The 19,861-nt window shown below is 66.6% G+C and carries 17 protein-coding genes; 10 read left to right on the top strand and 7 right to left on the bottom strand.

Translation table 11 applies throughout. The annotated features are described in order from the left end of the window. Positions 1–111: 111 nt before the first annotated feature. Both L5G28_RS02720 and L5G28_RS02715 read right to left on the bottom strand, forming a co-directional pair. Positions 112–1,203 carry an aminotransferase class V-fold PLP-dependent enzyme gene (locus L5G28_RS02720; RefSeq protein WP_237000212.1) on the bottom strand — a complete coding sequence of 364 codons (1,092 nt, stop codon included), beginning with the start codon at positions 1,201–1,203 and terminating at the stop codon, positions 112–114. 102 nt (positions 1,204–1,305) lie between these two features. Further along, positions 1,306–2,784, bottom strand: coding sequence for a CCA tRNA nucleotidyltransferase (locus L5G28_RS02715; protein WP_372477149.1), 1,479 nt, complete (start codon positions 2,782–2,784; stop codon positions 1,306–1,308). Between the two features lie 88 nt (positions 2,785–2,872). On the opposite strand from L5G28_RS02715, the gene L5G28_RS02710 reads away from it, so the two are divergent. The 5 genes from L5G28_RS02710 to L5G28_RS02690 all read left to right on the top strand — a co-directional run bounded on the left by L5G28_RS02710 (position 2,873) and on the right by L5G28_RS02690 (position 12,219). Continuing rightward, complete coding sequence (locus L5G28_RS02710; RefSeq protein ID WP_237000211.1) at positions 2,873–3,841, top strand: NUDIX hydrolase; 969 nt, start codon at positions 2,873–2,875, stop codon at positions 3,839–3,841. Further along, positions 3,831–6,386 carry a DUF6049 family protein gene (locus L5G28_RS02705; RefSeq protein WP_237000210.1) on the top strand — a complete coding sequence of 852 codons (2,556 nt, stop codon included), beginning with the start codon at positions 3,831–3,833 and terminating at the stop codon, positions 6,384–6,386. Before L5G28_RS02710 ends, L5G28_RS02705 begins: the two co-directional genes overlap by 11 nt. After that, positions 6,383–9,949 (top strand): murein biosynthesis integral membrane protein MurJ, encoded by a 3,567-nt coding sequence (gene murJ, locus L5G28_RS02700; RefSeq protein ID WP_237000209.1) that lies wholly within the window; start codon positions 6,383–6,385, stop codon positions 9,947–9,949. Before L5G28_RS02705 ends, murJ begins: the two co-directional genes overlap by 4 nt. Then, the gene (locus tag L5G28_RS02695; protein WP_237000208.1) at positions 9,949–10,569 is read left to right on the top strand and encodes a DNA-3-methyladenine glycosylase I; all 621 of its coding nucleotides are present in this window, start codon (positions 9,949–9,951) and stop codon (positions 10,567–10,569) included. The genes murJ and L5G28_RS02695 overlap by 1 nt, the downstream gene beginning before the upstream one ends. 363 nt (positions 10,570–10,932) lie before the next feature. Further along, complete coding sequence (locus tag L5G28_RS02690) at positions 10,933–12,219, top strand: condensation domain-containing protein (RefSeq protein ID WP_237000207.1); 1,287 nt, start codon at positions 10,933–10,935, stop codon at positions 12,217–12,219. A gap of 1 nt (position 12,220) precedes the next feature. Here L5G28_RS02690 and L5G28_RS02685 read toward each other — a convergent pair whose 3' ends face one another. Further along, positions 12,221–13,147 carry a sterol desaturase family protein gene (locus L5G28_RS02685; protein ID WP_237000206.1) on the bottom strand — a complete coding sequence of 309 codons (927 nt, stop codon included), beginning with the start codon at positions 13,145–13,147 and terminating at the stop codon, positions 12,221–12,223. 101 nt (positions 13,148–13,248) lie between these two features. On the opposite strand from L5G28_RS02685, the gene L5G28_RS02680 reads away from it, so the two are divergent. Together L5G28_RS02680 and L5G28_RS02675 are read left to right on the top strand one after the other, a co-directional pair. Then, complete coding sequence (locus tag L5G28_RS02680) at positions 13,249–13,857, top strand: VOC family protein (RefSeq protein ID WP_237000205.1); 609 nt, start codon at positions 13,249–13,251, stop codon at positions 13,855–13,857. A gap of 63 nt (positions 13,858–13,920) precedes the next feature. Next, on the top strand, positions 13,921–14,613 hold the full coding sequence (locus tag L5G28_RS02675) for a TetR/AcrR family transcriptional regulator (protein ID WP_237000204.1): 693 nt from the start codon (positions 13,921–13,923) through the stop codon (positions 14,611–14,613). Here the strand turns inward: L5G28_RS02675 and L5G28_RS02670 are convergent. From L5G28_RS02670 to L5G28_RS02660, 4 genes are all read right to left on the bottom strand, one after another. Further along, complete coding sequence (locus L5G28_RS02670) at positions 14,610–14,930, bottom strand: hypothetical protein (protein WP_237000203.1); 321 nt, start codon at positions 14,928–14,930, stop codon at positions 14,610–14,612. The genes L5G28_RS02675 and L5G28_RS02670 overlap by 4 nt on opposite strands. 73 nt (positions 14,931–15,003) lie before the next feature. Next, a complete protein-coding gene (locus L5G28_RS02665; RefSeq protein ID WP_237000202.1) occupies positions 15,004–16,401 on the bottom strand; it encodes a lipase family protein in 1,398 nt (465 codons plus the stop codon). Between the two features lie 65 nt (positions 16,402–16,466). Then, positions 16,467–16,916, bottom strand: a complete 450-nt coding sequence (locus L5G28_RS19550) for an AMP-binding enzyme (protein WP_308191939.1) — start codon at positions 16,914–16,916, stop codon at positions 16,467–16,469. Further along, a complete protein-coding gene (locus L5G28_RS02660; RefSeq protein WP_308191938.1) occupies positions 16,913–17,959 on the bottom strand; it encodes an AMP-binding protein in 1,047 nt (348 codons plus the stop codon). The genes L5G28_RS19550 and L5G28_RS02660 overlap by 4 nt, the downstream gene beginning before the upstream one ends. A gap of 123 nt (positions 17,960–18,082) precedes the next feature. On the opposite strand from L5G28_RS02660, the gene L5G28_RS02655 reads away from it, so the two are divergent. From L5G28_RS02655 to L5G28_RS02645, 3 genes are all read left to right on the top strand, one after another. Beyond that, positions 18,083–18,754, top strand: coding sequence for a TetR/AcrR family transcriptional regulator (locus L5G28_RS02655; RefSeq protein WP_237000201.1), 672 nt, complete (start codon positions 18,083–18,085; stop codon positions 18,752–18,754). 138 nt (positions 18,755–18,892) lie between these two features. Continuing rightward, positions 18,893–19,453 carry an RNA polymerase sigma factor SigM gene (gene sigM, locus L5G28_RS02650; RefSeq protein ID WP_237000200.1) on the top strand — a complete coding sequence of 187 codons (561 nt, stop codon included), beginning with the start codon at positions 18,893–18,895 and terminating at the stop codon, positions 19,451–19,453. 120 nt (positions 19,454–19,573) lie between these two features. Beyond that, entirely contained in the window at positions 19,574–19,849 is a 276-nt protein-coding gene (locus tag L5G28_RS02645; RefSeq protein ID WP_237000199.1) for an RsmA family anti-sigma factor, read from the top strand. Positions 19,850–19,861: the final 12 nt, after the last annotated feature.

Here is a 19,861-nt window from a genome sequence, read left to right as displayed (position 1 = left end):
AGCGGCGACCGATCGCGTTCCGTCGGACGCGGCGTGTCGCGGAGATCCGGCGGGTCGACACCCAGCCGGCAGTACGGCAGGCGGCAGTACGGCAGCCGGCAATCAAGCAGCTCAGTACCCCATCGTGCGGATGGTCGTCGCCAATGCGTCGAGCTGCTCGCTGCGCACATCCAGGTGAGGGCTCACCCGCAGGTGCGGCTGGTCGCCTGCGAGGGGAGCCCGCCACGAGTCCGCGGCGGTCACGAGGATCCCCGTCTCCAACAGCTTGGCCCGTGCCGCCTCCAGATCGGCGACACCCCAGCCCGGCGGGGTCGCCAACGTCACCAGCGCCGACGGCTCGTCGTTCGCTTCGACGACCTCCCAGCTGCCGACGCCGCGCAGACGCTCGCGCGTCGCCTTACCGATGGCGGCGAGCTCGCGGAACACCTTCTGCTGGCCGATCTCCAACAGTTCCGTGACGGCCGTCCCCAGTCCGAGCTGACCGGCGATGAACGAATCCGACGACTCCACCTCGATCTTCGCCAACGAGTCGCTGCGGACCGCGACGAAACCGACACCGCGCGGACCTGTCAGCCACTTGCGCGACGTGCCGTACACGACGTCGGCGCCCGTCACCGTCGGGACATGCCCCACCGACTGCGCCATGTCGACCACCACCGGCACGCCGACACTATGGGCGACCTCGACGATCTGCGCCACCGGCTGGACGACACCGCTCGCCGACCCGATGTGACAGACGTGGATGAAGTCGGGCTGCTCGAACTGGAGCATGTTCTCCAGTGAGTCCACGTCCACGTGCCCGTACACGTCGGCTTCTGGAAGCACCCGCACCGCGAAGTCACGCCGTTCGAACTCCGCCAGGTTCGGCCCGAACTCGTTCTTCGCCACCCAGACCGTCGGCGACATCGGCAACGCCCAACTGTTCAGCAGCGCACGCAGCGACGTCCGAGCACTGTCCCGGAAGGACAACTCCTCGGGCGTGTGACCGATCAACGACGCCAGCCCTCGACGACCCGCGACCAGTGCGTCCTCCTCGTCAGCCGCAGCCACATACGATCCCCGTTCCGCTTCTCGTTCAAGGTGTCTGGTGATCGTTGCGATGACGGCACGAGACGAACGCCCCGCTGACGCGGCGTCCAGATGAGCGAGAGACGGCTCGACACGCGCGGCGTGCCACTGATCCCCGAGTTCACTGCAGTACATGCGACGAATCTACCTTGCCGTCCGGTATCTCGATCGAGCGATCGAGTGGCCGTCGGTCGGCCCGCCCCGAAGGACCGAGCTCGGTCCGCCGAGGACGGCAGGTCAGTCGGGAGACTGGGCGGCCCACCACGCTTTGAGCTCGGCTTCGGCGTCGTCACGGGACATGGGGCCGGCGTCCAGGCGCAGCTCCTTCAGGTGCCGCCAAGCCTTGCCGACGAGCGGACCCGGACCTATACCGAGCAACTCCATGATCGCGTTGCCGTCCAGGTCCGGCCGGACGCGATCGAGGTCCTCCGCCTCGCGCAACACCGCGATCCGATGCTCCAGGTCGTCGTACGTCTCCTGGAGGCGCCGGGCGCGGCGCTTGTTGCGCGTCGTGCAGTCCGCGCGCACCAGCTTGTGGAGCCGATCGAGGAGGGGACCGGCGTCCGTCACATAGCGACGGACGGCCGAATCGGTCCACCGACCCTCCCCGTATCCGTGGAAGCGCAGATGAAGGAACACCAACTGGGCGACGTCCTCCACGACGGCCTTCGGATATTTGAGGGCACGCATCCGCTTGCGGACCATCTTCGCGCCGACCACCTCGTGGTGGTGGAAGCTGACGCCGCCACCGTCCTCGTGGCGTCGCGTCGCGGGCTTGCCGATGTCGTGCAGGAGCGCGGCCCAGCGCAGGACGAGATCCGGGTCGCCGGTCTCCAGGTCGACCGCCTGCCGCAGAACCGTCAAGGAATGCTGGTAGACGTCTTTGTGCTGGTGATGTTCGTCGATCGTCAGCTTCATCCCGGGAATCTCCGGGAGCACATGCTCGGCCAATCCCGTCTCGACGAGCAGATCCACGCCGTCGATCGGATGCTCGCCCAGGATCATCTTGTCCAGTTCCACCCGGATCCGTTCGACGGTGATCCGGTCGATCTGATCGACCATCGCCACGATGGCGTCGAACACGCGCGGAGCCAGCACGAAACCCAACTGGGAGACGAAACGGACACCCCGCAGCATCCGCAACGGATCGTCGTTGAACGAGTCCTCCGGCGCCGCAGGCGTGTCGATGACACCGGCGAGCAGATCCGACAGGCCGTCGAGCGGATCGCAGAACTCCTGCTGGCCGTCCGAGTGCAGACGGACCGCCATCGCGTTGACCCGGAAGTCACGACGGATCAGGTCGCCGTCGAGCGTGTCGCCGAACGTGACAGTCGGATTCCGGCTCACCTGGTCGTACATGTCGGCCCGGAACGTGGTGATCTCCACCATCTGATCGCCGATCTGTGCGCTCACCGTGCCGAAGTCGATGCCCGTGTCCCAGACCGCGTCCGCGCAGCCTTTGAGGATCTCGAAGATCACCTCGGGTCGGGCGTCCGTCGTGAAGTCGAGATCGTTTCCGAGACGGCCGAGGACTGCGTCGCGCACCGAGCCTCCCACCAGGTACAAGTCGTGTCCGCGGTCGGTGAAACGGGTCGCCAAGGGGGTCAGCACATCGTCGAGGGAGCGCAGTGCCACGGCAGCAGATGCCAGCAGACGACTGCGACGCTCGGCGCGCTGGTCGTCGGTCATCCGGCTGCTCTGCGCGCTGTCGGTCATGAGATAAGACAGTACCGACTCGCCGACGCGGCTTGCGCGGTCAGCCTGCCATGGCTAACGGACGGTAACGAACGGCTAGCATCGGGGTGTGTCCGCCGAACCATCGCTGCACCATACGGACGTCGCTTCCGACGCTCCGGCAGTCGGCGACGCCGGAAAACCGGCGAAGAACGACGGAAACGACCAACCCGCTCGGAATCGACGTAATCGGCGAGGCCGACGCAGGCGAGGCCGCCGTTCGAACCGTCCGACCGAGGCGAAGAAGACCGACGACACAGCGGCCAAACCCGAAGTCGACTGCGACGCGACTCCCAAGCCCTCCGACCTCGCGAACCGGAACCGGCGCAAGAACAGCGGCAACGGCAATAACAACAGCAAGCCGACGACGCCGAACGGGCAGCGACGCGGCGGCCGACGCCCGACCGACGCCGAACCGGCGCCGAAACTGCGGACCGTGCGTGAGACGTCCGCGGGCGGGCTCGTCCTGTCGGACATCGACGCGCCCTTCGAAGACCTCAGCGCGGCACTCATCGGCCGGGTCGATCGCCGCGGCCGCACCATGTGGTCACTGCCCAAGGGACATATCGAGACCGGCGAGACCGCCGAGCAGACCGCGATGCGCGAAGTCGCCGAGGAGACCGGCATCGAAGGCACCATCGTCGCGCCGCTCGGCAAGATCGACTACTGGTTCGTCAGCGAAGGCCGCCGCATCCACAAGACGGTGCACCATTACCTGCTCCGGTTCACCGGCGGGGAGCTCTCAGACGAAGACTACGAGGTCAGCGAGGTCGCGTGGGTGCCGCTCACCGAGTTGCCGCGCCGCCTCACGTACTCTGACGAGCGACGTCTCGCCCGGATGGCCGAATCTGTGATCGCCGATCTGCGAAGCGATCCGAACCGACTGGCCCAGTCGGAAGCCGACTGTATCCGTACCGAGCCGAACGACTATGAGAGAGCCGCAGCCGCCCGCAACCAGCGCCGTAACGAGCCGCCGCCACCGGTCAAGCCCCGGCGGCGCCGAAGGCGACCGCGGCGACCGGCAAACGGTGACGGCTGACCGGGCCGGTCGCGGCGCCACACTCACGGCGGCGGCGGCCGCAGTGCTCCTGACGATCGGCTTCGTCCTCGCGATGGCGGGGATCGGTCCGGTGCCCACCGCGTCCGCGGCCCCCGACGACAACCCCGACACCGATTACGCGTCCGTCTCCCTCACCGAAGTGACTCCGTCGACCGTCACGAGTTCGTCCGGCCGCACCGTCACCGTCCGGGGCCGCGTCACCAACACGTTCGACCGGCCGATCCACGACGTGATCGTCCGCCTGCAGCGAGCCGACCCCGTCACATCCACGAATCTGCGCACCGTGCTCGGCGCCGACGCGTCGGTCTACGGCACGGCGACCGGATTCCACAAGGTCACCGAGACTCTCGCCCCGCAGCAGTCGGTCGAGTTCGCCGTCGACGTGCCACTGTCCGGCGGCGGCCTGCAGATCTCGCAGGCAGGCGTGTACCCGCTGCTGGTGAATGTCAACGGCACCCCCGACTACGGCGGGCAGGCGCGAATCGCCGACTCGCGGACCATGCTCCCCGTGCTGTCGCTGCCCGCCGACCGGGCGCGGGCCGCACAGTGGGTGAGTCCCGGGTCCGGAGCGAAGTCTGCTCCGCTGCTGGGCCGCGACGGATCCGTCGCCGCGAATGACACGAACCCGGCGGCGTTCACCTTCCTGTGGCCGCTCGCCGCGCCGCCGCAACAGGCTGCGGGGACCCTCGGCGGCGACACCGCCGACATCCGGTTGGTCGGCGGCGACCTAACGTCGTCTCTCGAAGACGACGGACGGCTCGGGAAGTCCCTGAACGCGTTAGAGACCGTCGCAGGGGTAGGCGAATCCGGCGACACGGACAGACCCGAGAGCCGGGTGCGCAACGCCATCTGCCTCGCCGTGGACCCCGACTTGATCAGCACCGTCCAATCGATGGCTTCCGGCTATTCGATCAGCGAGGACCCCGCCGACCCAGAGTCTCCGACGAGAGAGGGTGGCGGGTCGACGACTGCCCGCAAATGGTTGCAGCGCCTCACCCACGTCGCGTCCACCATGTGCGTCACCGCGTTGCCGTACGCGCAGGCCGGCCTCGACTCACTGGATCGCATCGGTGACAAGAAGCTCACCGCGATGGCGCTGACCGGCGCCTACGACACCGTCGACACCATCCTCGGTGTCACAAGCGTCCGCGGCCTCACTCTCCCCGCGGTCGGTGCCGTGTCCCCGCAGGGCCGGACCCTGCTCGAGGGCCGCGCCGGCTCGGATGCGGCAGCCGTCGTCTCCACCGCCGTCGACCCCGCGGCCCGCGCGCGCACCGGGTCGGCCCTCGTCGGCCGCTACCGGTCGGGCGGGCTCCCCGTGCAGACCTACGATCCGGGAGTCAGTGCAGCACTCGGCGCGATCGGCGACCACCCCGTCGCGCCGTCGTACCTGCCGGACTGGCAGCGTCCGTCACTCGCCGGGGAGTCAGCGGTGAGCCGACGGCAGACCGCGGCGGCGTCGCTGGCCTTCCCGATGCTCGACGCTTCACCGCCGAGTTCGGGCGACTCCGACTCCGACCCGGTTACCGCGGTGACCGGCCGGAGCGCGTTCACGATGCCGCCGACGTACTGGTCGCCGACACCGGACGATGCACGCACTCTCCTCGACACCGCAGGCCTCATGGTGGCCTCCGGTGTCGCCGATCCGGTCCCCCTCACCGATGTGATCTCCGGACTGGGTGAAGCCGACCGCGACGCGGACCTCGTCGTTCCCGGCGACGTCGACCAGCTCGCCGCCTACGGGTACCCGTTGTCGTCGAAGGACCTCACGGAGGTGCGCCGTGACGTCAAGCTCATCGACCGACTCCAGGACTCCTTCGCCACCGGCAATGATCTGCCGTTCACACCGGCCGAGTACATCGACCCGCTGCGGGCGGACCTGTTGCGGACCGTCTCGACGCCGTCGACGACGAACACCATCGTGTCCCGCATAGAACGCCCGGCACGACTCGCGGCGATCGGCGCGACCGTCACCCACATGCAGCAGTCGGTGTCGCTGCTCGACCCGAGCGGCCGATACACGCTCGCCTCCGAACGCAGCCCGCTGCTGCTGGTGGTGCGCAACGAGCTAGCGCTGCCGATCAAAGTGAGCCTGGACATCACGGCGCCGTCCGAACTGAGCGTCGGCGACGTCGGCGTCGTCGAGATCCCCGCCCAGGGCACCAGACAGCTGCAGTTGCCGACGCGCGCGTCGAGTTCGCAGTCGGCCACCGTCCGCATCGCGCTGGTGACGACGAACGACGTCCCGTTGAGTAGCCCGGTCGACCTGTCGGTGTACGCGAACGCCTACGGGAAGGCGCTGTTCTGGATCACGATCGGTGCAGCCGTCATCCTGGTCCTGTTGACGGCACGACGGCTGTGGCACCGGTTCCGCGGCGAACCCGACCCGGCGGACGACGACCGCCCCGAACCCGATGAGCACGAACGTCAGCTCGCCTCCACTGGCTACCAGCAGCGGCTGGCGGCCGAACGCGTGACGGAGACCGACGAACGCGAGCAGCCCGACCCCGGAGAGCGTGCATGACGACCGAGCACAAGAAGGCCGAGAACCCGTCCGACGAGAGCGTGATGCGGACCGGTGGGTCCATCGCCATCGGCACCCTGACCAGTCGCATCACCGGCTTCATCCGCACCGTTCTCGTGTTGGCGATGCTCGGCCCCGCCCTGTCATCGGCTTTCCAGGCCGCGTACGTGCTGCCGGGCATGATCTCCGAGGTGCTCCTGGGCGCGGTGCTCACCGCGATCGTCATCCCCGTCCTCGTCCGCGCCGAAGCCGAGGACGCCGACGGCGGAGCCGACTTCATCAACCGGATCTTCAGTCTCACGCTCGTCGTGCTCGGCGTCGCGACCGTCGTCGCGATCATCGCCGCACCCGTCTTGACGAGTCTGAACGTCGGCGAAGGCGAAGTGAACCGGGATGTCACCACAGCCCTGGCCTACCTGCTGCTTCCGGAAGTGCTCTTCTACGGCCTCACCGCCCTGTTCATCGCCATCCTGAACATGAAGGGCCTGTTCAAACCCGGTGCGTGGGCCCCGGTCCTCAACAACGTCGTGCAGATCACCACCCTCGTCGTGTTCTTCTTGATGCCCGGCGAGATCACGCTGAACCCGGTCCAGCTGTCCGATCCCAAACTGCTGGTGCTCGGCATCGGCACGACGTTCGGCGTCGTCGCCCAGGTCGCGATTCTGCGCCCGTACCTGCGGAAGGTCGGCGTGCGGCTCCGGTGGAAGTGGGGCATCGACGCGCGTCTGCGGACCTTCGGCAACATGGCGGTCGCGATCATCGGCTACGTGCTCGTGCTGCAGGTCGGTCTGATGGTCACCTACAACATCGCGGCGGGTGCCAGCGCGGGCGGAATCTCCGCGTACGCCACCCACTGGCAGCTGCTGCAGCTCCCGTACGGCGTCCTCGGCGTGACGATTCTGACCGCGATCATGCCCCGGATGTCCCGCAACGCGGCCGCCGACGACACCGAGGCCGTGGTCGACGACATGTCGCTCGCCACCCGACTGACGATCGTCGCGCTGGTACCCGTCGTAGCGTTCATGACGTTCTTCGGGCCGGCCATCGGTGTCGCGATCTTCAACTTCGGCGAGTTCGACGCCGACACCGCGTCGCAGGTCGGTTCCGTCCTCGCGTGGGGCGCCTTCACCCTCATCCCGTACGCGATGACCCTCGTTCAGTTGCGCGTGTTCTACGCCCGCGAGGACGCATGGACACCGACCCTGATGGTCGTCGGCATCACCGCGGTGAAGGTCGTCTCGTCCTATCTGGGGCCCGTCATGTTCGACGACCCGGAGATGGTGGTGCGCTGGCTGTCGTTGTCGAACGGCCTCGGCTATCTCGTCGGTGCGATCGTCGGCCACCTCCTGCTCAAGAAGCGTCTCGGCGGCCGGGCGATGAAGAACGTGACCCGCCCGGCACTGCTGACTCTCGGCGTCTCCCTCGTCGTCGCGGCGGCCGTCTGGGGGATCTCCGAACTGACCGGTTTCGCACGCATGTCGACGCATGCGGGCAAGATCGGGTCGCTCATGTACTTGGTCATCGCCGCCGTCGTCGCACTCGGCGTCGTGTACCTGCTGTTGGTCGCACTGAAGATCCCCGAGATGGTGTCGATCAGCAATGCGGTGATGCGGATCGTCGGCCGCTTCATCCCGCGACTGGCGCCGCCGACCATCGCAGGTGACGACGAGGACGCCCGCACCATGACGGTGCAGTTCCAGCGTGTCTCCGGCGAGGAATCGTTCCCGTACCCTGGACAAGTAGACGTCCGGCGCCGCTTCGACCGAGGCACAGCCACCTGGCAGGAGTACTCCGCCTTCTCGGGCGGGGCAGCGGGCGAGACATCTGTGATCCCAGTGGTTCGCAGCTGTCCGCCACAAGCGCCCCAACGCCGCCCCGGACCGTCGCAGCCACCCCTGCGTCCCCGAGGAGCACCGATGACCACATCCGGTTCGGACGACGCGGCGGCGCGCCCGTCCACCGAGCCGACGCGCGCCATGAACCCGAAGGCCGAGCAGACCCAGCGCGGACCCCGTCTGGTGCCGGGCGCCGCTGTCGCGGGCGGTCGCTATCGGTTGCTCGAGCCGCAGGGCGGTACGCGGGGTCTCGCCTTCTGGCGGGCCAAGGACATCGGACTCGACCGCGAGGTCGGACTCACGTTCGTCGACCCCGATCAGAAGTTCCCGCCGGTCACTCCTGGTCAACGCGATCCGTTGCAGGAGGGGCCGCAAGCCGTCCTGCACCGGACCCGTCGGCTCGGGCAGCTGCACACGGCGGGTGTCGCCCGCGTGCTCGACGTGGTGCGCAGCGCGTCCGGCGGCATCGTCGTCACCGAGTGGGTGCCGGGCTCGAGCCTCGCCGACGTCGCCGCGACCAACCCGTCGCCGACGGGTGCCGCACGCGCCGTCCGCGCACTCGCCGCAGGCGCCGAAGCGGCACACCGGGCGGGCACGGTCCTGTCGATCGACCATCCGGACCGGATCCGCGTGAGCACGTCCGGCGACGCGGTCCTCGCGTTCCCGGCGATCATGCCGGACGACGACCGCCGCAGCGATGTCCGCGGACTCGGCGCCGTCCTGTACGCGCTCCTGTTGGGACGGTGGACGCTCGACGGGGAGACCGGCAAACGGCTCGTCACGTCGGCGATCACGAGCGACCCCGTCGGCGGCATGGCCGTCGCCGGACCCGATCCGGCCGACCCGTCCCAGCCGCGGGTGCCGCGCGACGCGAAACCGGACATTCCGTTCGAGATCTCGGCTGTCGCCGCACGTGCTCTGGAAGGCGACCGGGGCATCCGCACGGCCGCGACCGTCCAGCACGTGCTCGACCAGGCGACCGTCGTCGATCTGCAGACCGACCTGCTGCCCCGTGTCCTCGACGCACCCGCGCCCGTGTCAGTCGCGCCGATCAGCAGGACGCGCAGAGAACGGCTCATGGGCGAGGGCGACGCCGGGAAGAAGAACACCGCGCTGCTCGCAGGCGGCGGCCTGTTCATCTTGTTCGTCATCGTCGCGATCATCGTCGCTGCGACCAACCTGTTCGGTTCGTCCGACGACGATGCCGACATGAATTCGTTCCTGCCCGGATCGTCGACGAGTGCACCGGAGAACACCGAGAACACCGAGAGCGCCGAGAGCGCCGACGCCGAGCCGATCGTGGCACGCTCGGTGAGCCTGCTCGACGTCTCGAGCCAGCCCCCGGACTCGTCCGCGAACATCGGACACCTCTTGACCGGGGAGGCGCCCGGCTGGAAGTCCGACGTCTACCGCGGCTCACCGGATTTCGCGGGGCTCAAAGACGGACTCGGTCTGATGTTCCGGCTGAAGTCGCCGGGCACCGTGAAGTCGGTGACGATCACGACCCCGACACCGGGCTTCAACGTCGAACTGCGTACCTCGACCTCGCGGAACCCGAAGAGCCTCGACGCGACCACACAGGTCGGCAGCGGAACGGTCGACAGCAAGGAGGCCACGCTGAACGTCGAGTCGCCCGCGCAAGCTCCGTACTTCGTCATCTGGCTCACGTCACTGCCGCAGAGCGGCAGCGGGTTCCAGGCCATCATCGATCGGGTGACGCTGAGCTGATGACCGAGGACTCGGACTCGGCGTTCGACGGCGGCGCCGTCCTCGGCGACGACGGGCTTCGCCGGACCCCGTGGGGCGCAGCCGCCGGGATGATGCGCGACTACTACGACACCGAATGGGGCATGCCCGTGTCGGGGGAGCGCGCCCACTTCGAACGCCTGTGTCTGGAGGGTTTCCAAGCCGGACTGTCGTGGGCGACGATCCTGCGCAAGCGGGAGGCTTTCCGCGAGGTGTTCGTCGACTTCGACGTCGATCAGATCGCGACGTTCGGACCGCACGACGTCGAACGTCTCATGGGCGACGCCCGGATCGTCCGCAACCGCGCCAAGATCGACGCGACGATCACGAACGCGCAGGCCACGATCGCGTTGCGCGAGGACGTCGGACTCGAAGCGTTCCTGTGGTCGTACAAGCCGGCCGACACCCCGCGCCCGAAGACCATGGCCGAGGTCCCGACGACCTCACCGGAATCGATCGCTCTGTCGAAAGCGTTGCGCACAAGGGGCTACCGCTTCGTCGGTCCGACGACGATGTTCGCTCTGATGGAAGCGATCGGCATCGTCGACACTCACCTGGTCGACTCCTATCGCCGAGGCGCCTCGGGAGTGTGGCCGAACTGACCGCGCAGGACGGCCTTCGAGAATCGAGATGAACGGCCGGGTACGCGGAACGGACGAACAACCGACCTGTTCACGAGCCGTGATACGGGCATTCATACTCGCATCTCGTCGAACGGCCGGTGTGTAGTTTCTCACTCCATTTTCATCTGTTGAACCGATAGTGGATCAGTCAACATTGTGAAAATGAAGTCGGGATTCGTTGAGCAATGGGAATGCCCTCCTGGGGAGTGGATCACCTGGTCCCCAGACGCGGCGACACGAGAAGAGATGCGAAGGGCCCCTGACCTGGGGATAGATGCCTCGTATATACAGGCGGACCATCTTCGGAGCGGAATCGACGGCGAGGCCTGCACGCGCCGACTGGTGTTCACCACATTCACGATCCACGATCATTTCGACGCCGACCTCATCGCGTCGGTCTTCAACGAATTCGTCCGCTCGCATGAGTCATTCCATACGGCGTTCGACATGTCGGGCGATATGCGTCCCGCGGGTCGGACATTACGACCGGAGCAGGTTTCGCTGGCCGTGGCCGCAACGTCCACCGACTGGCCCGGGCTCACCGTCAAGGACCATTTGATGACGCATGTGCCCGGTCTCGAGGAGTGGGCGGCGTTCGAATTCGCGGTGACCGGTATAGAGCATGCGCGCAAGGACGTGGAGACTCCGCACTTCGAGGTGATCATCGCGGCGGACCACATGTTCACCGACGGCGTCTCGCAAGCGGTGAGCTTCTTCGAGATCGTGTCCCGGTACTCGGCGGCACGCGACGGAGTCGGGTTCGTCGGCGTTCCGGTACGCCCGTACCCCGAGTTCTGCGCGGAGCAGCGAGCCGGTGCCGAGGCCCTCACGCTGGAACACGCTGCGGTGCAGCAGTGGCGTGAGGTGATCGGCCGCGCCGGCGGGATGCCCGAGTTCCCCCTCCCGCTGGGTCTCGGCCCAGGAGAGGCGGCGGCGGGTCGGATCCTGGTCCACTCGTCGTTCGTGGATTCCGAGACGGCCTCCCTGTTCGCCACCGCTGCGAAGCAGGCCGGCGCGAATACCGGCAGCGCGTTGCTCGCGCTACTCGGCCAGGTGCACTACGAGCTGTCGGGGGAAGGACTCTTCACGATGCTCGTGCCGCGGGCGGATCGTTCCGCTCCCGGCGATGCGATGGCCGTCGGCTGGTACGTGACGCTGGTTCCCGTGCAATTCGACGCCCGGGGATCGTTCGAGGAGGTGGCAGCCGCCGCGCACGCCGCGATGCAGGTTGCGAGGCAGCTCGAACGCGTCCCCGTGTTTCCGGTCATCGACCTGCTCGCCGACGATCCGTCGTTCCCGGTGGACCACGGGTTCGCGGCGCCGATGCTGTCGTACGTGGACGTCGCCCGTGTACCCGGGGCGGAACTGGCGCGGCGACACGACTTCTCCGTGTACGCCAACGCCACGCCGTCCCGCGAGGTGTTCATGTGGATCAACCGCGACGAGGCCGGTCTCGACTTCAACGCGACGCATCCCGATACAGAGGCGGCAGGAAGGGCGGTCGACACCGTGTTCCGATCGTTGCGCGAAAAGATCATCGACGTCGCCACGTGGAACGTCGGTTCGCCCCTGATCGGCTCACAGTTGTCGGTGTCCGCGCAGACCGAGACAGTCGGCACTCTGCTCTGAATCAGCGCGGCGCGCCAGACGAGTGCGAGAGGGGACTTCGGTCCGCGCGTTCGGTAGCGCGCGGCGCCCATCCGGGCGGACCGAACACGTAGCCGAGTTTCGCGCGAATGGTGGGTGCGCTGCGGACGTCACGGAACACCGACACGTACTCGTGCGTTTCGAGCGTCCAGATGTTGTGTGTGCCAACGGGTTTGGTCAATCCGTAAGTGGGACGGTGCGTCTCAGGTCGGAAAGAACCGAAGATTCGATCGAAGACGATGAAGACGCCGCCGTAGTTGCGGTCGAGGTACTCCGGGTCGCTGCCGTGATGCACCCGGTGGTGCGACGGCGTGTTCATCACGAATTCGAACGGACGCCACATGGTCCCGATGTGCTCGGTGTGGACCCAGAACTGATAGATGAGGTTGAGCGAGTAGCACGCGAACACGACGGCGGGCGGAACGCCGAGCAGGGGGAGCGGAAGCCACATGATCAGGCTCATGGTCGGGTTCCACTTCTGCCGAAGCGCGGTCGCGAAGTTGTAGTACTCGCTGGAGTGGTGCGCTTGGTGGGACGCCCACACCAGGCGGACGCGGTGGGCGATCCGATGCTCCCAGTAGAAGAGGAAGTCGAGGCCGACGAAGCCGATCACCCACGTGTACCAGGACCCGATCGGCAGTTGCCACGGCGCGACGTACGCGAACAAGGCCGCGTACACGAACAGCGCCAGGAACTTTCCGACGGCCGACGTCCCGATCGACACCACACCCATCAGGATGGACGCCTTGGCGTCCTCCCGCCGGTACGCGCCCGGGCGGGGGCGCCCGTCGTCGTCGTGCGACTGCTCGAGTCTCGCAGCGGCGAACAGTTCCAGACCGAGCATCAACGCGAAGAACGGGATCGCAAGAACCGTGGGTTCGCGCAGCTGCTCCGGAATCGAGTCCAACATATCTGACACGATATTATGTCAGATGAGTGGGTGTCCAGCCTGAACGGAACCGATCAGGAATCAAGAAGCGCACGATGACGTGCAGCGATAATGTTCCTCGTATGCCAACCATCACGAGCCTGACCATCGAAGCCGACGATCCCGCCGCGGCGGAGAAGTTCTACACCGACGCCGCGTTCGGCGTCGCCCTGCCGATCCGCGTGGAGCAGTCCTCGGCTCCGACGACCGGATTTCGCGGATTCACTCTGTCGATCGTCACCCCGCAGCCGTCCGCCGTCGACGCACTCATGGGACGGGCACTGGCGGCCGGGGCCGTCGCTCTCAAACCCGCCAAGAAGTCCCTCTGGGGATATGGAGGGTCCGTTCAGGCACCGGACGGCACCGTGTGGACGTTCGCGTCCTCGAAGAGGAAGGACAGTGGACCTCTCGACCACGAAGTCGAACAGTTCGTCGTCCAACTCGGGCCAGCCGACGTAGGTGCCAGCAAGAAGTTCTACGTCGAGAACGGATTCGCCGTGGCACGGAGCTACGGCTCCCGATACGCCGAGTTCGACACCGGCACAGCGACGTTGGCTCTCACCAGGCAAGCGAACCTGGCGAAGGTCACCGGTCTGTCGGTCGGCACCGGTTCGCATCGAGTTCGGATCGGATTCGACGCGGACTCCTTGACCGATCCCGACGGCTTCGTGTGGACCACGAACGCCGGGTAGATGAGCACTGAATAGACCAACACGCCGATACCGCTGCCGGGCACCGGCTTACGATGGTCGGTGATGATGACGACTGCCGGCGGACGCACATACGGGGGACTGACCGCAGAGGACCGACAGCTCCAACGTCGCGAATCACTGATTGCAGCGGGCCTGCAGCTGTTCGGCACGCTGGGCTACCCGAACGTCTCGGTGAAACGCATCTGCACCGAGGCCGGCCTGACGCAGCGGTACTTCTACGAGTCGTTCGGGGACCGTGCCGCATTGCTCGGCGAGGTCTACAACCATTGCGTCGACATCGCGCGCGCCGCAACGCTCGCCGCGGCCGCGGAGGTGCTCGAGGACACCGAGCTCACCGACGGTCCGATACCGGACGACATGGTGCCCGCGCTAGCCGAACAGGCCCTGCGGGGATTCATCACCAGCCTCACCGAGGACACGCGCCGCGCGCGCATCATCATGATCGAAGTCGTCGGCGTCAGCCCCGAACTCGAGATGCTGCGACTGCGGGCGATTCACGGGTGGGCCGACCTCATCCTCGGTTTCGCCGCTCGAGGCCACGAACCGACTGCCGACCAGCGGCTCGGCGCGATCGGTCTCGTCGGCGCACTGACTCAGCTCCTCGTCGACTGGCAGACCGCCCTGGACGCCCCCATCGAACCCGGGTACGACTTGGAACTGTTCGACATCGATGCGATCCACCGCGTGGTCACCGCGACCTTCGTGGCCACGTACCAGCAGCTTTTTCACGACTAGCGGCGAGGGGACAGCGCACTCCGGATACCTGCCATCGCCGCATCGAGGTCGGGAACGACGAACAACCACTCGGACCCGTCGCCGAGGGTCAGACACAGCCGTTCGCGTTTCCCGCCGCTGAAGAATTTTCCCGTACCGGGAGCCGTCCCGACGCCGACGACGAACTTGAACGCGACCGAGAACCGGGCCCCCGGCGCGCGTCGACCCTTGGGCTCGAACACGACGTGCGTCTTGGTCACTTGCAACTCGCCCGGCACAGCGACACGGTCCATCGACCGTGCCGCCGTCCACCTCGCCAACGGCTGGTCGTCGTCCATGCCTACGAGGATAGGACACGCGCCGAAGTGCGATTCGCCTTCGTGGCGAATCTCGACCAGCCGCTAAGCGATCTCAGTTCGCGGCGGAGAGGGGCAGGCCGAGCATGGACTCCAACGCGGACCGGATCACCCCCGGAAATCGGCCCAATGCTTCAGGTTCGAGCGCGGTGGTCGGCAACGTCTTCACGTCGCACCGTCGGGTAGGCACGGCCGACGAACTCATCCGACGGTCGAGCCACTCGAACGAGGCCGGTGCGCCGAGAACCATCGTCGCCCCGTGCGGCGAATTGAGTTGTGGAATGAGCTTCGGCGGGAACTGCGCACGCCGGTAGGTCACGGACGCATCCCCGGCACAGTACGACCGGACAAGGCGGTCGACCGATCGACTCGTGATCACTTCGTCGTCGACAGCCGAGAACACATAGAGCGGCGCCGTCGGCTTGAGACCGGTCATACCGCGTCTATCGAGGGCATCGCGGAACACAGGTCGGTTGAGCACGACATCGATCGGCGCGGTGAAGAAGCGTGTGTAGTCGAGCCAGAGGCCCTCCACGACAGCCTCGGGCGTGCACTGATGGAGAGCGGCCTCCACTTTGGCGCGGCCCCACGGACTCACATCGCGGAGAAACGCCTCCTTCTTCTCGGGCTCGTACTTGATCAACGATGCCAGCCCCATCGGAATCAGCCCTGAGGTCGGGGACCCTTCGACCTTCCGCAGGCCTGCGGCAACGTCACGGAACGGCGAGCCGAGGACCGCACCCCGAACGTTCAGTTCAGGCGCGTACGTCGGTTGGTACTCGGCAGCGAGACTCGTCGCCATGCCTCCTCCGGAGTACCCCCACAACCCGACCGGTGTGCGAGCGTTGAGATGCCACTCCGGGAACTTCAGGGCGGCTCGGATACCGTCGAGCGTGGTTTGAGCGTGCAGCGCGTTCACCAGGAAATCGGCGCGCAGGCCACCGTGGTCGGGGATCACCACGCCGTATCCCGAAGAGAGCTCGTTGGCGATGAAGAGCGACTCCACCCCGCCCATCGTCAGCGTGATGGGGCCGCCACGCGCCGAGAAGTCGATCGGGGTGTTGTTGATCAGCCCCCTCGACGGCTGGCAGTCCGGTGCCACGGAGTCGATAGCGACCTGGTGGCTGAGCAACTCGGTCGGGCGGGTACCTGCCCGCGCCAGTAGCGTCGCCGCCGTCACCGCGGGTCGTCCTTCGCCGTCGGTTGTTCGGTACAGCACCTGCCAGGCGTTCACCCGCATGGGGAGGAGTTGAAGGGTGCGGACGACGACCTCTCGTGTGCGAATGATGTCCCCGGGCCGATAGCGGCTCAGATCAGTCGGCTGCGCGTAGAACTGCGAGTCCGACATCGTGGCTCGGTGCGCGGGAGCCGCGTCGGCGGCGGGCGCCACGATCAAGAGACTGGCCGCGAGCGCGGCGACAATGAGGATCAGGCAAGCGTGTAGACGTCCCATCGGGATGCTCCTAGTGCGTCAGCGGTCAGTAGTCTGCCGACCGGGTCTGGGTTCTCCTCGAGCGGTCACGGAATGTCGAGCAGCTCCTTGCGGATGACCTTTCCGGTGGCATTGCGCGGGATCTCCTGCACGAATAGGACGTCGCGGGGCACCTTGTGACGAGCCAGGTTGTCCTTGACGTATCGGCGGACGGTCTCGCTGTCGAGGTTCGAACCGGCGCCGGCCACGATGACAGCGCGCAGCCGGTGGCCGAAATCGTGGTCGGGCACACCGACAACTGCTACGTCCACGACTTCGCGATGACCCGCGAGCAGATTCTCGATCTCCTGGGGATAGACGTTCTCGCCGCCGGAGACGATCATGTCGTCGGCGCGACCATCGATGAATAGGAGCCCTTCGTCGTCGAAGTGACCGACGTCGCCGGTCGACATGAAACCGTCGACAGAGTCCTTCACGGTGCCGTCGGTGTAGCCCTTGAACGCGGCGGCGCAGCGCACGTGGACGATTCCCTTCACACCGGGTTCATCGACTTCGCAGCCATGCGAGAAGAGGGCGAGAGTGCCGAACCGGCGACGACGACGCCTCGCAGCGACGACAGATCGTAGCGCGCGATCGTCTCCGGACCGAGGTCGAGGATGCGACTCAACATGGTCGGGACCGCGACGAGCAGCTCTGCTCGATTCTCGGCCACCGAACGGAGTGTCGCCTCGGCATCGAAACGGCGAGTCGTCACCACCTGGTTGCCGAGTCCAGCACTCACCAACCACAGCGCGAACCCCGTCCCGTGGAACATCGGGGTAGCGATCACCACGCTCGACTCGTGGGGGATCGGCAGACGGTCGAGGATCATCGCGCTGCCGAACGGAGAGACCTTCGCGCGCGGAGCGCCTTTCGGCAGCCCGGTGGTCCCGCTGGTGAGGACGGTGATCCCCGCCGGAGTCGACGGTCTGGGAAGCCTGATCCGGCCCGCCCCGGCCGACCTCAGAACGTCGTCGAGCAGTCGAGCTCCCGGGGGGATCGAGTCGCCTGGCTCGAGGCGGGTGACGATTCGCGGCAGATCACTCGGCAGCTCGTCCAACAGTTCGTCGAACTCGGAATCGTGCAGCACCGCGGTCACGCCTTCGCGTCGCACGACTGCGGCGAACTGTGGTTTGGCGAAGCCCGTGTTCAGCATGACGAGCTGGTAGCCGGCCTTGCCTGCGGCGACCACCGTCGTCAGTAGGCCGCGATGGTCTCGTGCGAGCATGCCGACCGACGCTCCTGCCGGAATCCCCATGTCGAGCAACGCCTTCGCGAGTGCGTCTGATCGCTGGTCGAGCTCCCGGAACGTAATGGTGCCCTGCTCGTCGGTGATCGCGGACCTGCTCGGGTGGTCTCTCGCCGCCTTCATCAGCATCGCCGCAGCCGGTCCGTGCACCCGATTCTGTCTCAGGGTGATGAGGATCTGGCGGGGTCGCCTGATCTCGATGAGTCCGGAATCAATCAAGACTCGAACAGCGCGCACCTTGTCGCCGACATGGGCCAGCGATGTGTTCGAGCCTCTCCGTTGCGCGTTCATCTGACCACCATCCGCCCAGCGTTCGAGGGCATCGTCGACGATTCACCGACCGTCGTGGGACTATTAGAGACTAATTAGTACCACAGAGATTTCGAGCACGCCCGCCGATGCGATAATCGATGCGTGACTAGACCCGGCGCGCCACTTCATCACCTGCTGAACCGGGCGTTCGAGCATGCTCGCGTGCCGTCGACCGAAACGGGCGACCCGACAGACGCCCGCATCCTCGACGCCGCCGTCCGTGTACTGGCCGATCGCGGCACCGAAGAGGCGACGATGGACGAGGTCGCCGCCCAGGCCGGCATCGGCCGGAGCACACTGTTCCGGAGGTTCCAGAGCAAGGACCACTTGTTCGAACGCGCTCTGTCCCGCGACATCACACGCGTTCTCACCGATCTGGCCGTCGATTTCACAGTCATCACCGACCCCACCGACCAGGTGGTCCACGGGTTCCGGGCAGCAGTCGGGTTACGCGACCACCCGCTGCTGCGCGGTGCGACGCCCACACGCAGGCTCGAAGTGATCGAGGGGCTCTCGCACGGCCCGAACTCTGCGGTGGCCCTCGCATTCCGTGCGATCAGGGCGAATATCGCGCGAGCGCAGCAGTCCGGGCGGATACCGAGCCGGGACGCCGATGCCCAGGCCGACGTGCTGATCCACGCAGCGATCTCCTATATCGTCGCCCCGAGTCTGGGTATAGATCTCGACGACCCGGACGCGGCCGAGCGGATCGCCCGAGCTGCCCTGGCACCGGTGATCACCGGAACTACGCCGGACCCTGCAGCCAGTCGTTGACGGATCTGCCCACCTCGTTGGGCAGATAGACGGAAGTTATCCACAAGACCTGGTCGAATGATCCACAATTTGCCGACTTTATCCACAAGTACGCAGAAACAGACATTTTCGGCGGTGTGCGGGCCTAGATTCATCGACATGCAACGGGGGATCACAGACACCCGAAGCGACGACCAGTTGCTCCGGGATCACACCAACGGGGACCGCACCGCCTTTGAAGTTCTCTTCAAACGGCACGAGAACAAGCTGTGGGCAGTCGCTCTGCGCACCACCGGCGACTACGACGACGCAGCCGATTCACTCCAGGACGCACTCGAATCAGTCAACAAGACCGCGGGCCGGTTCCGGTTCGACTGCACGGTCTCGAGTTGGCTCTACCGGGTCGTCTTGAACGCGTCTCTCGATCGCCTCCGACGGAACAAGTCGCATGCGAGCACACCGCTCATAGAGGAGGACGAGTCGCTGGCCGATCCGCTCGACCACACCGGCGACATCGACCTGTCGCTCTCCATCGGTCGCGCGCTCGACGTCCTCCCACCCGAGCAACGGGCGGTGATCATCCTGCTGCACATCTACGATCTCTCCGTCGCCGACGCCTCCGAAGCGCTCGGCGTTCCTCCCGGAACGGTCAAGAGCCGAGCCAACCGCGGACGGGCGAAGCTCGCGCTCGTCCTCGGCCACCTGAGAACCCAGAGCTGACGCGGCCCGCTTCGACATCCGCCACGCCCGAACTGGCACAAGGGAACCGAAACGGGTTCCGCTGCGTCTAAATCAGTGATGGAATCTAATCACCAACGACGCGGAGGCGGACACAGTCTGATGGAGCACAACGGGGCGGACAGTCACGACGGACGGTATCCCGGCCCGCCGGTGCCAACCGACGTTCTCATCAGCTTCCACGCCGGACACCTCGATCCTGCCTTCGCAGACCATGTACGAGAGGTGACCGCAGACGATCCCGACGCTCAACGCATCCTCGCCGCCCTCGATGCGACGAACGCCGATCTCGTCTCGCTGCGCGACGAAGAGGTCCCGATCCCGCCGGACGTGAGGGCGCGGATGCTCGACACCATCAGCCGATTCCACACCGACTGAACCCGCTCAGTG

The sequence above is a fragment of the Gordonia liuliyuniae genome (assembly GCF_021739025.1).
GTDB classification, from domain to species: domain Bacteria; phylum Actinomycetota; class Actinomycetes; order Mycobacteriales; family Mycobacteriaceae; genus Gordonia; species Gordonia liuliyuniae.
The sequence above is the reverse complement of the archived record's forward strand: the minus strand, read 5'-3'. Positions and strand labels throughout refer to the sequence as shown.

Coding starts and splice junctions, on each gene's coding strand:
- L5G28_RS02715 (WP_372477149.1), bottom strand. CDS start 2,784: ATGACCGACAGCGCGCAGAGCAGCCGGATGACCGACGACCAGCGCGCC.
- L5G28_RS02670 (WP_237000203.1), bottom strand. CDS start 14,930: ATGGACGACGACCAGCCGTTGGCGAGGTGGACGGCGGCACGGTCGATG.
- L5G28_RS02720 (WP_237000212.1), bottom strand. CDS start 1,203: ATGTACTGCAGTGAACTCGGGGATCAGTGGCACGCCGCGCGTGTCGAG.
- L5G28_RS02675 (WP_237000204.1), top strand. CDS start 13,921: ATGATGACGACTGCCGGCGGACGCACATACGGGGGACTGACCGCAGAG.
- sigM (WP_237000200.1), top strand. CDS start 18,893: ATGCAACGGGGGATCACAGACACCCGAAGCGACGACCAGTTGCTCCGG.
- L5G28_RS02685 (WP_237000206.1), bottom strand. CDS start 13,147: ATGTTGGACTCGATTCCGGAGCAGCTGCGCGAACCCACGGTTCTTGCG.
- L5G28_RS02695 (WP_237000208.1), top strand. CDS start 9,949: ATGACCGAGGACTCGGACTCGGCGTTCGACGGCGGCGCCGTCCTCGGC.
- L5G28_RS02660 (WP_308191938.1), bottom strand. CDS start 17,959: ATGAACGCGCAACGGAGAGGCTCGAACACATCGCTGGCCCATGTCGGC.
- L5G28_RS02665 (WP_237000202.1), bottom strand. CDS start 16,401: ATGGGACGTCTACACGCTTGCCTGATCCTCATTGTCGCCGCGCTCGCG.
- L5G28_RS02680 (WP_237000205.1), top strand. CDS start 13,249: ATGCCAACCATCACGAGCCTGACCATCGAAGCCGACGATCCCGCCGCG.
- L5G28_RS02645 (WP_237000199.1), top strand. CDS start 19,574: ATGGAGCACAACGGGGCGGACAGTCACGACGGACGGTATCCCGGCCCG.
- murJ (WP_237000209.1), top strand. CDS start 6,383: ATGACGACCGAGCACAAGAAGGCCGAGAACCCGTCCGACGAGAGCGTG.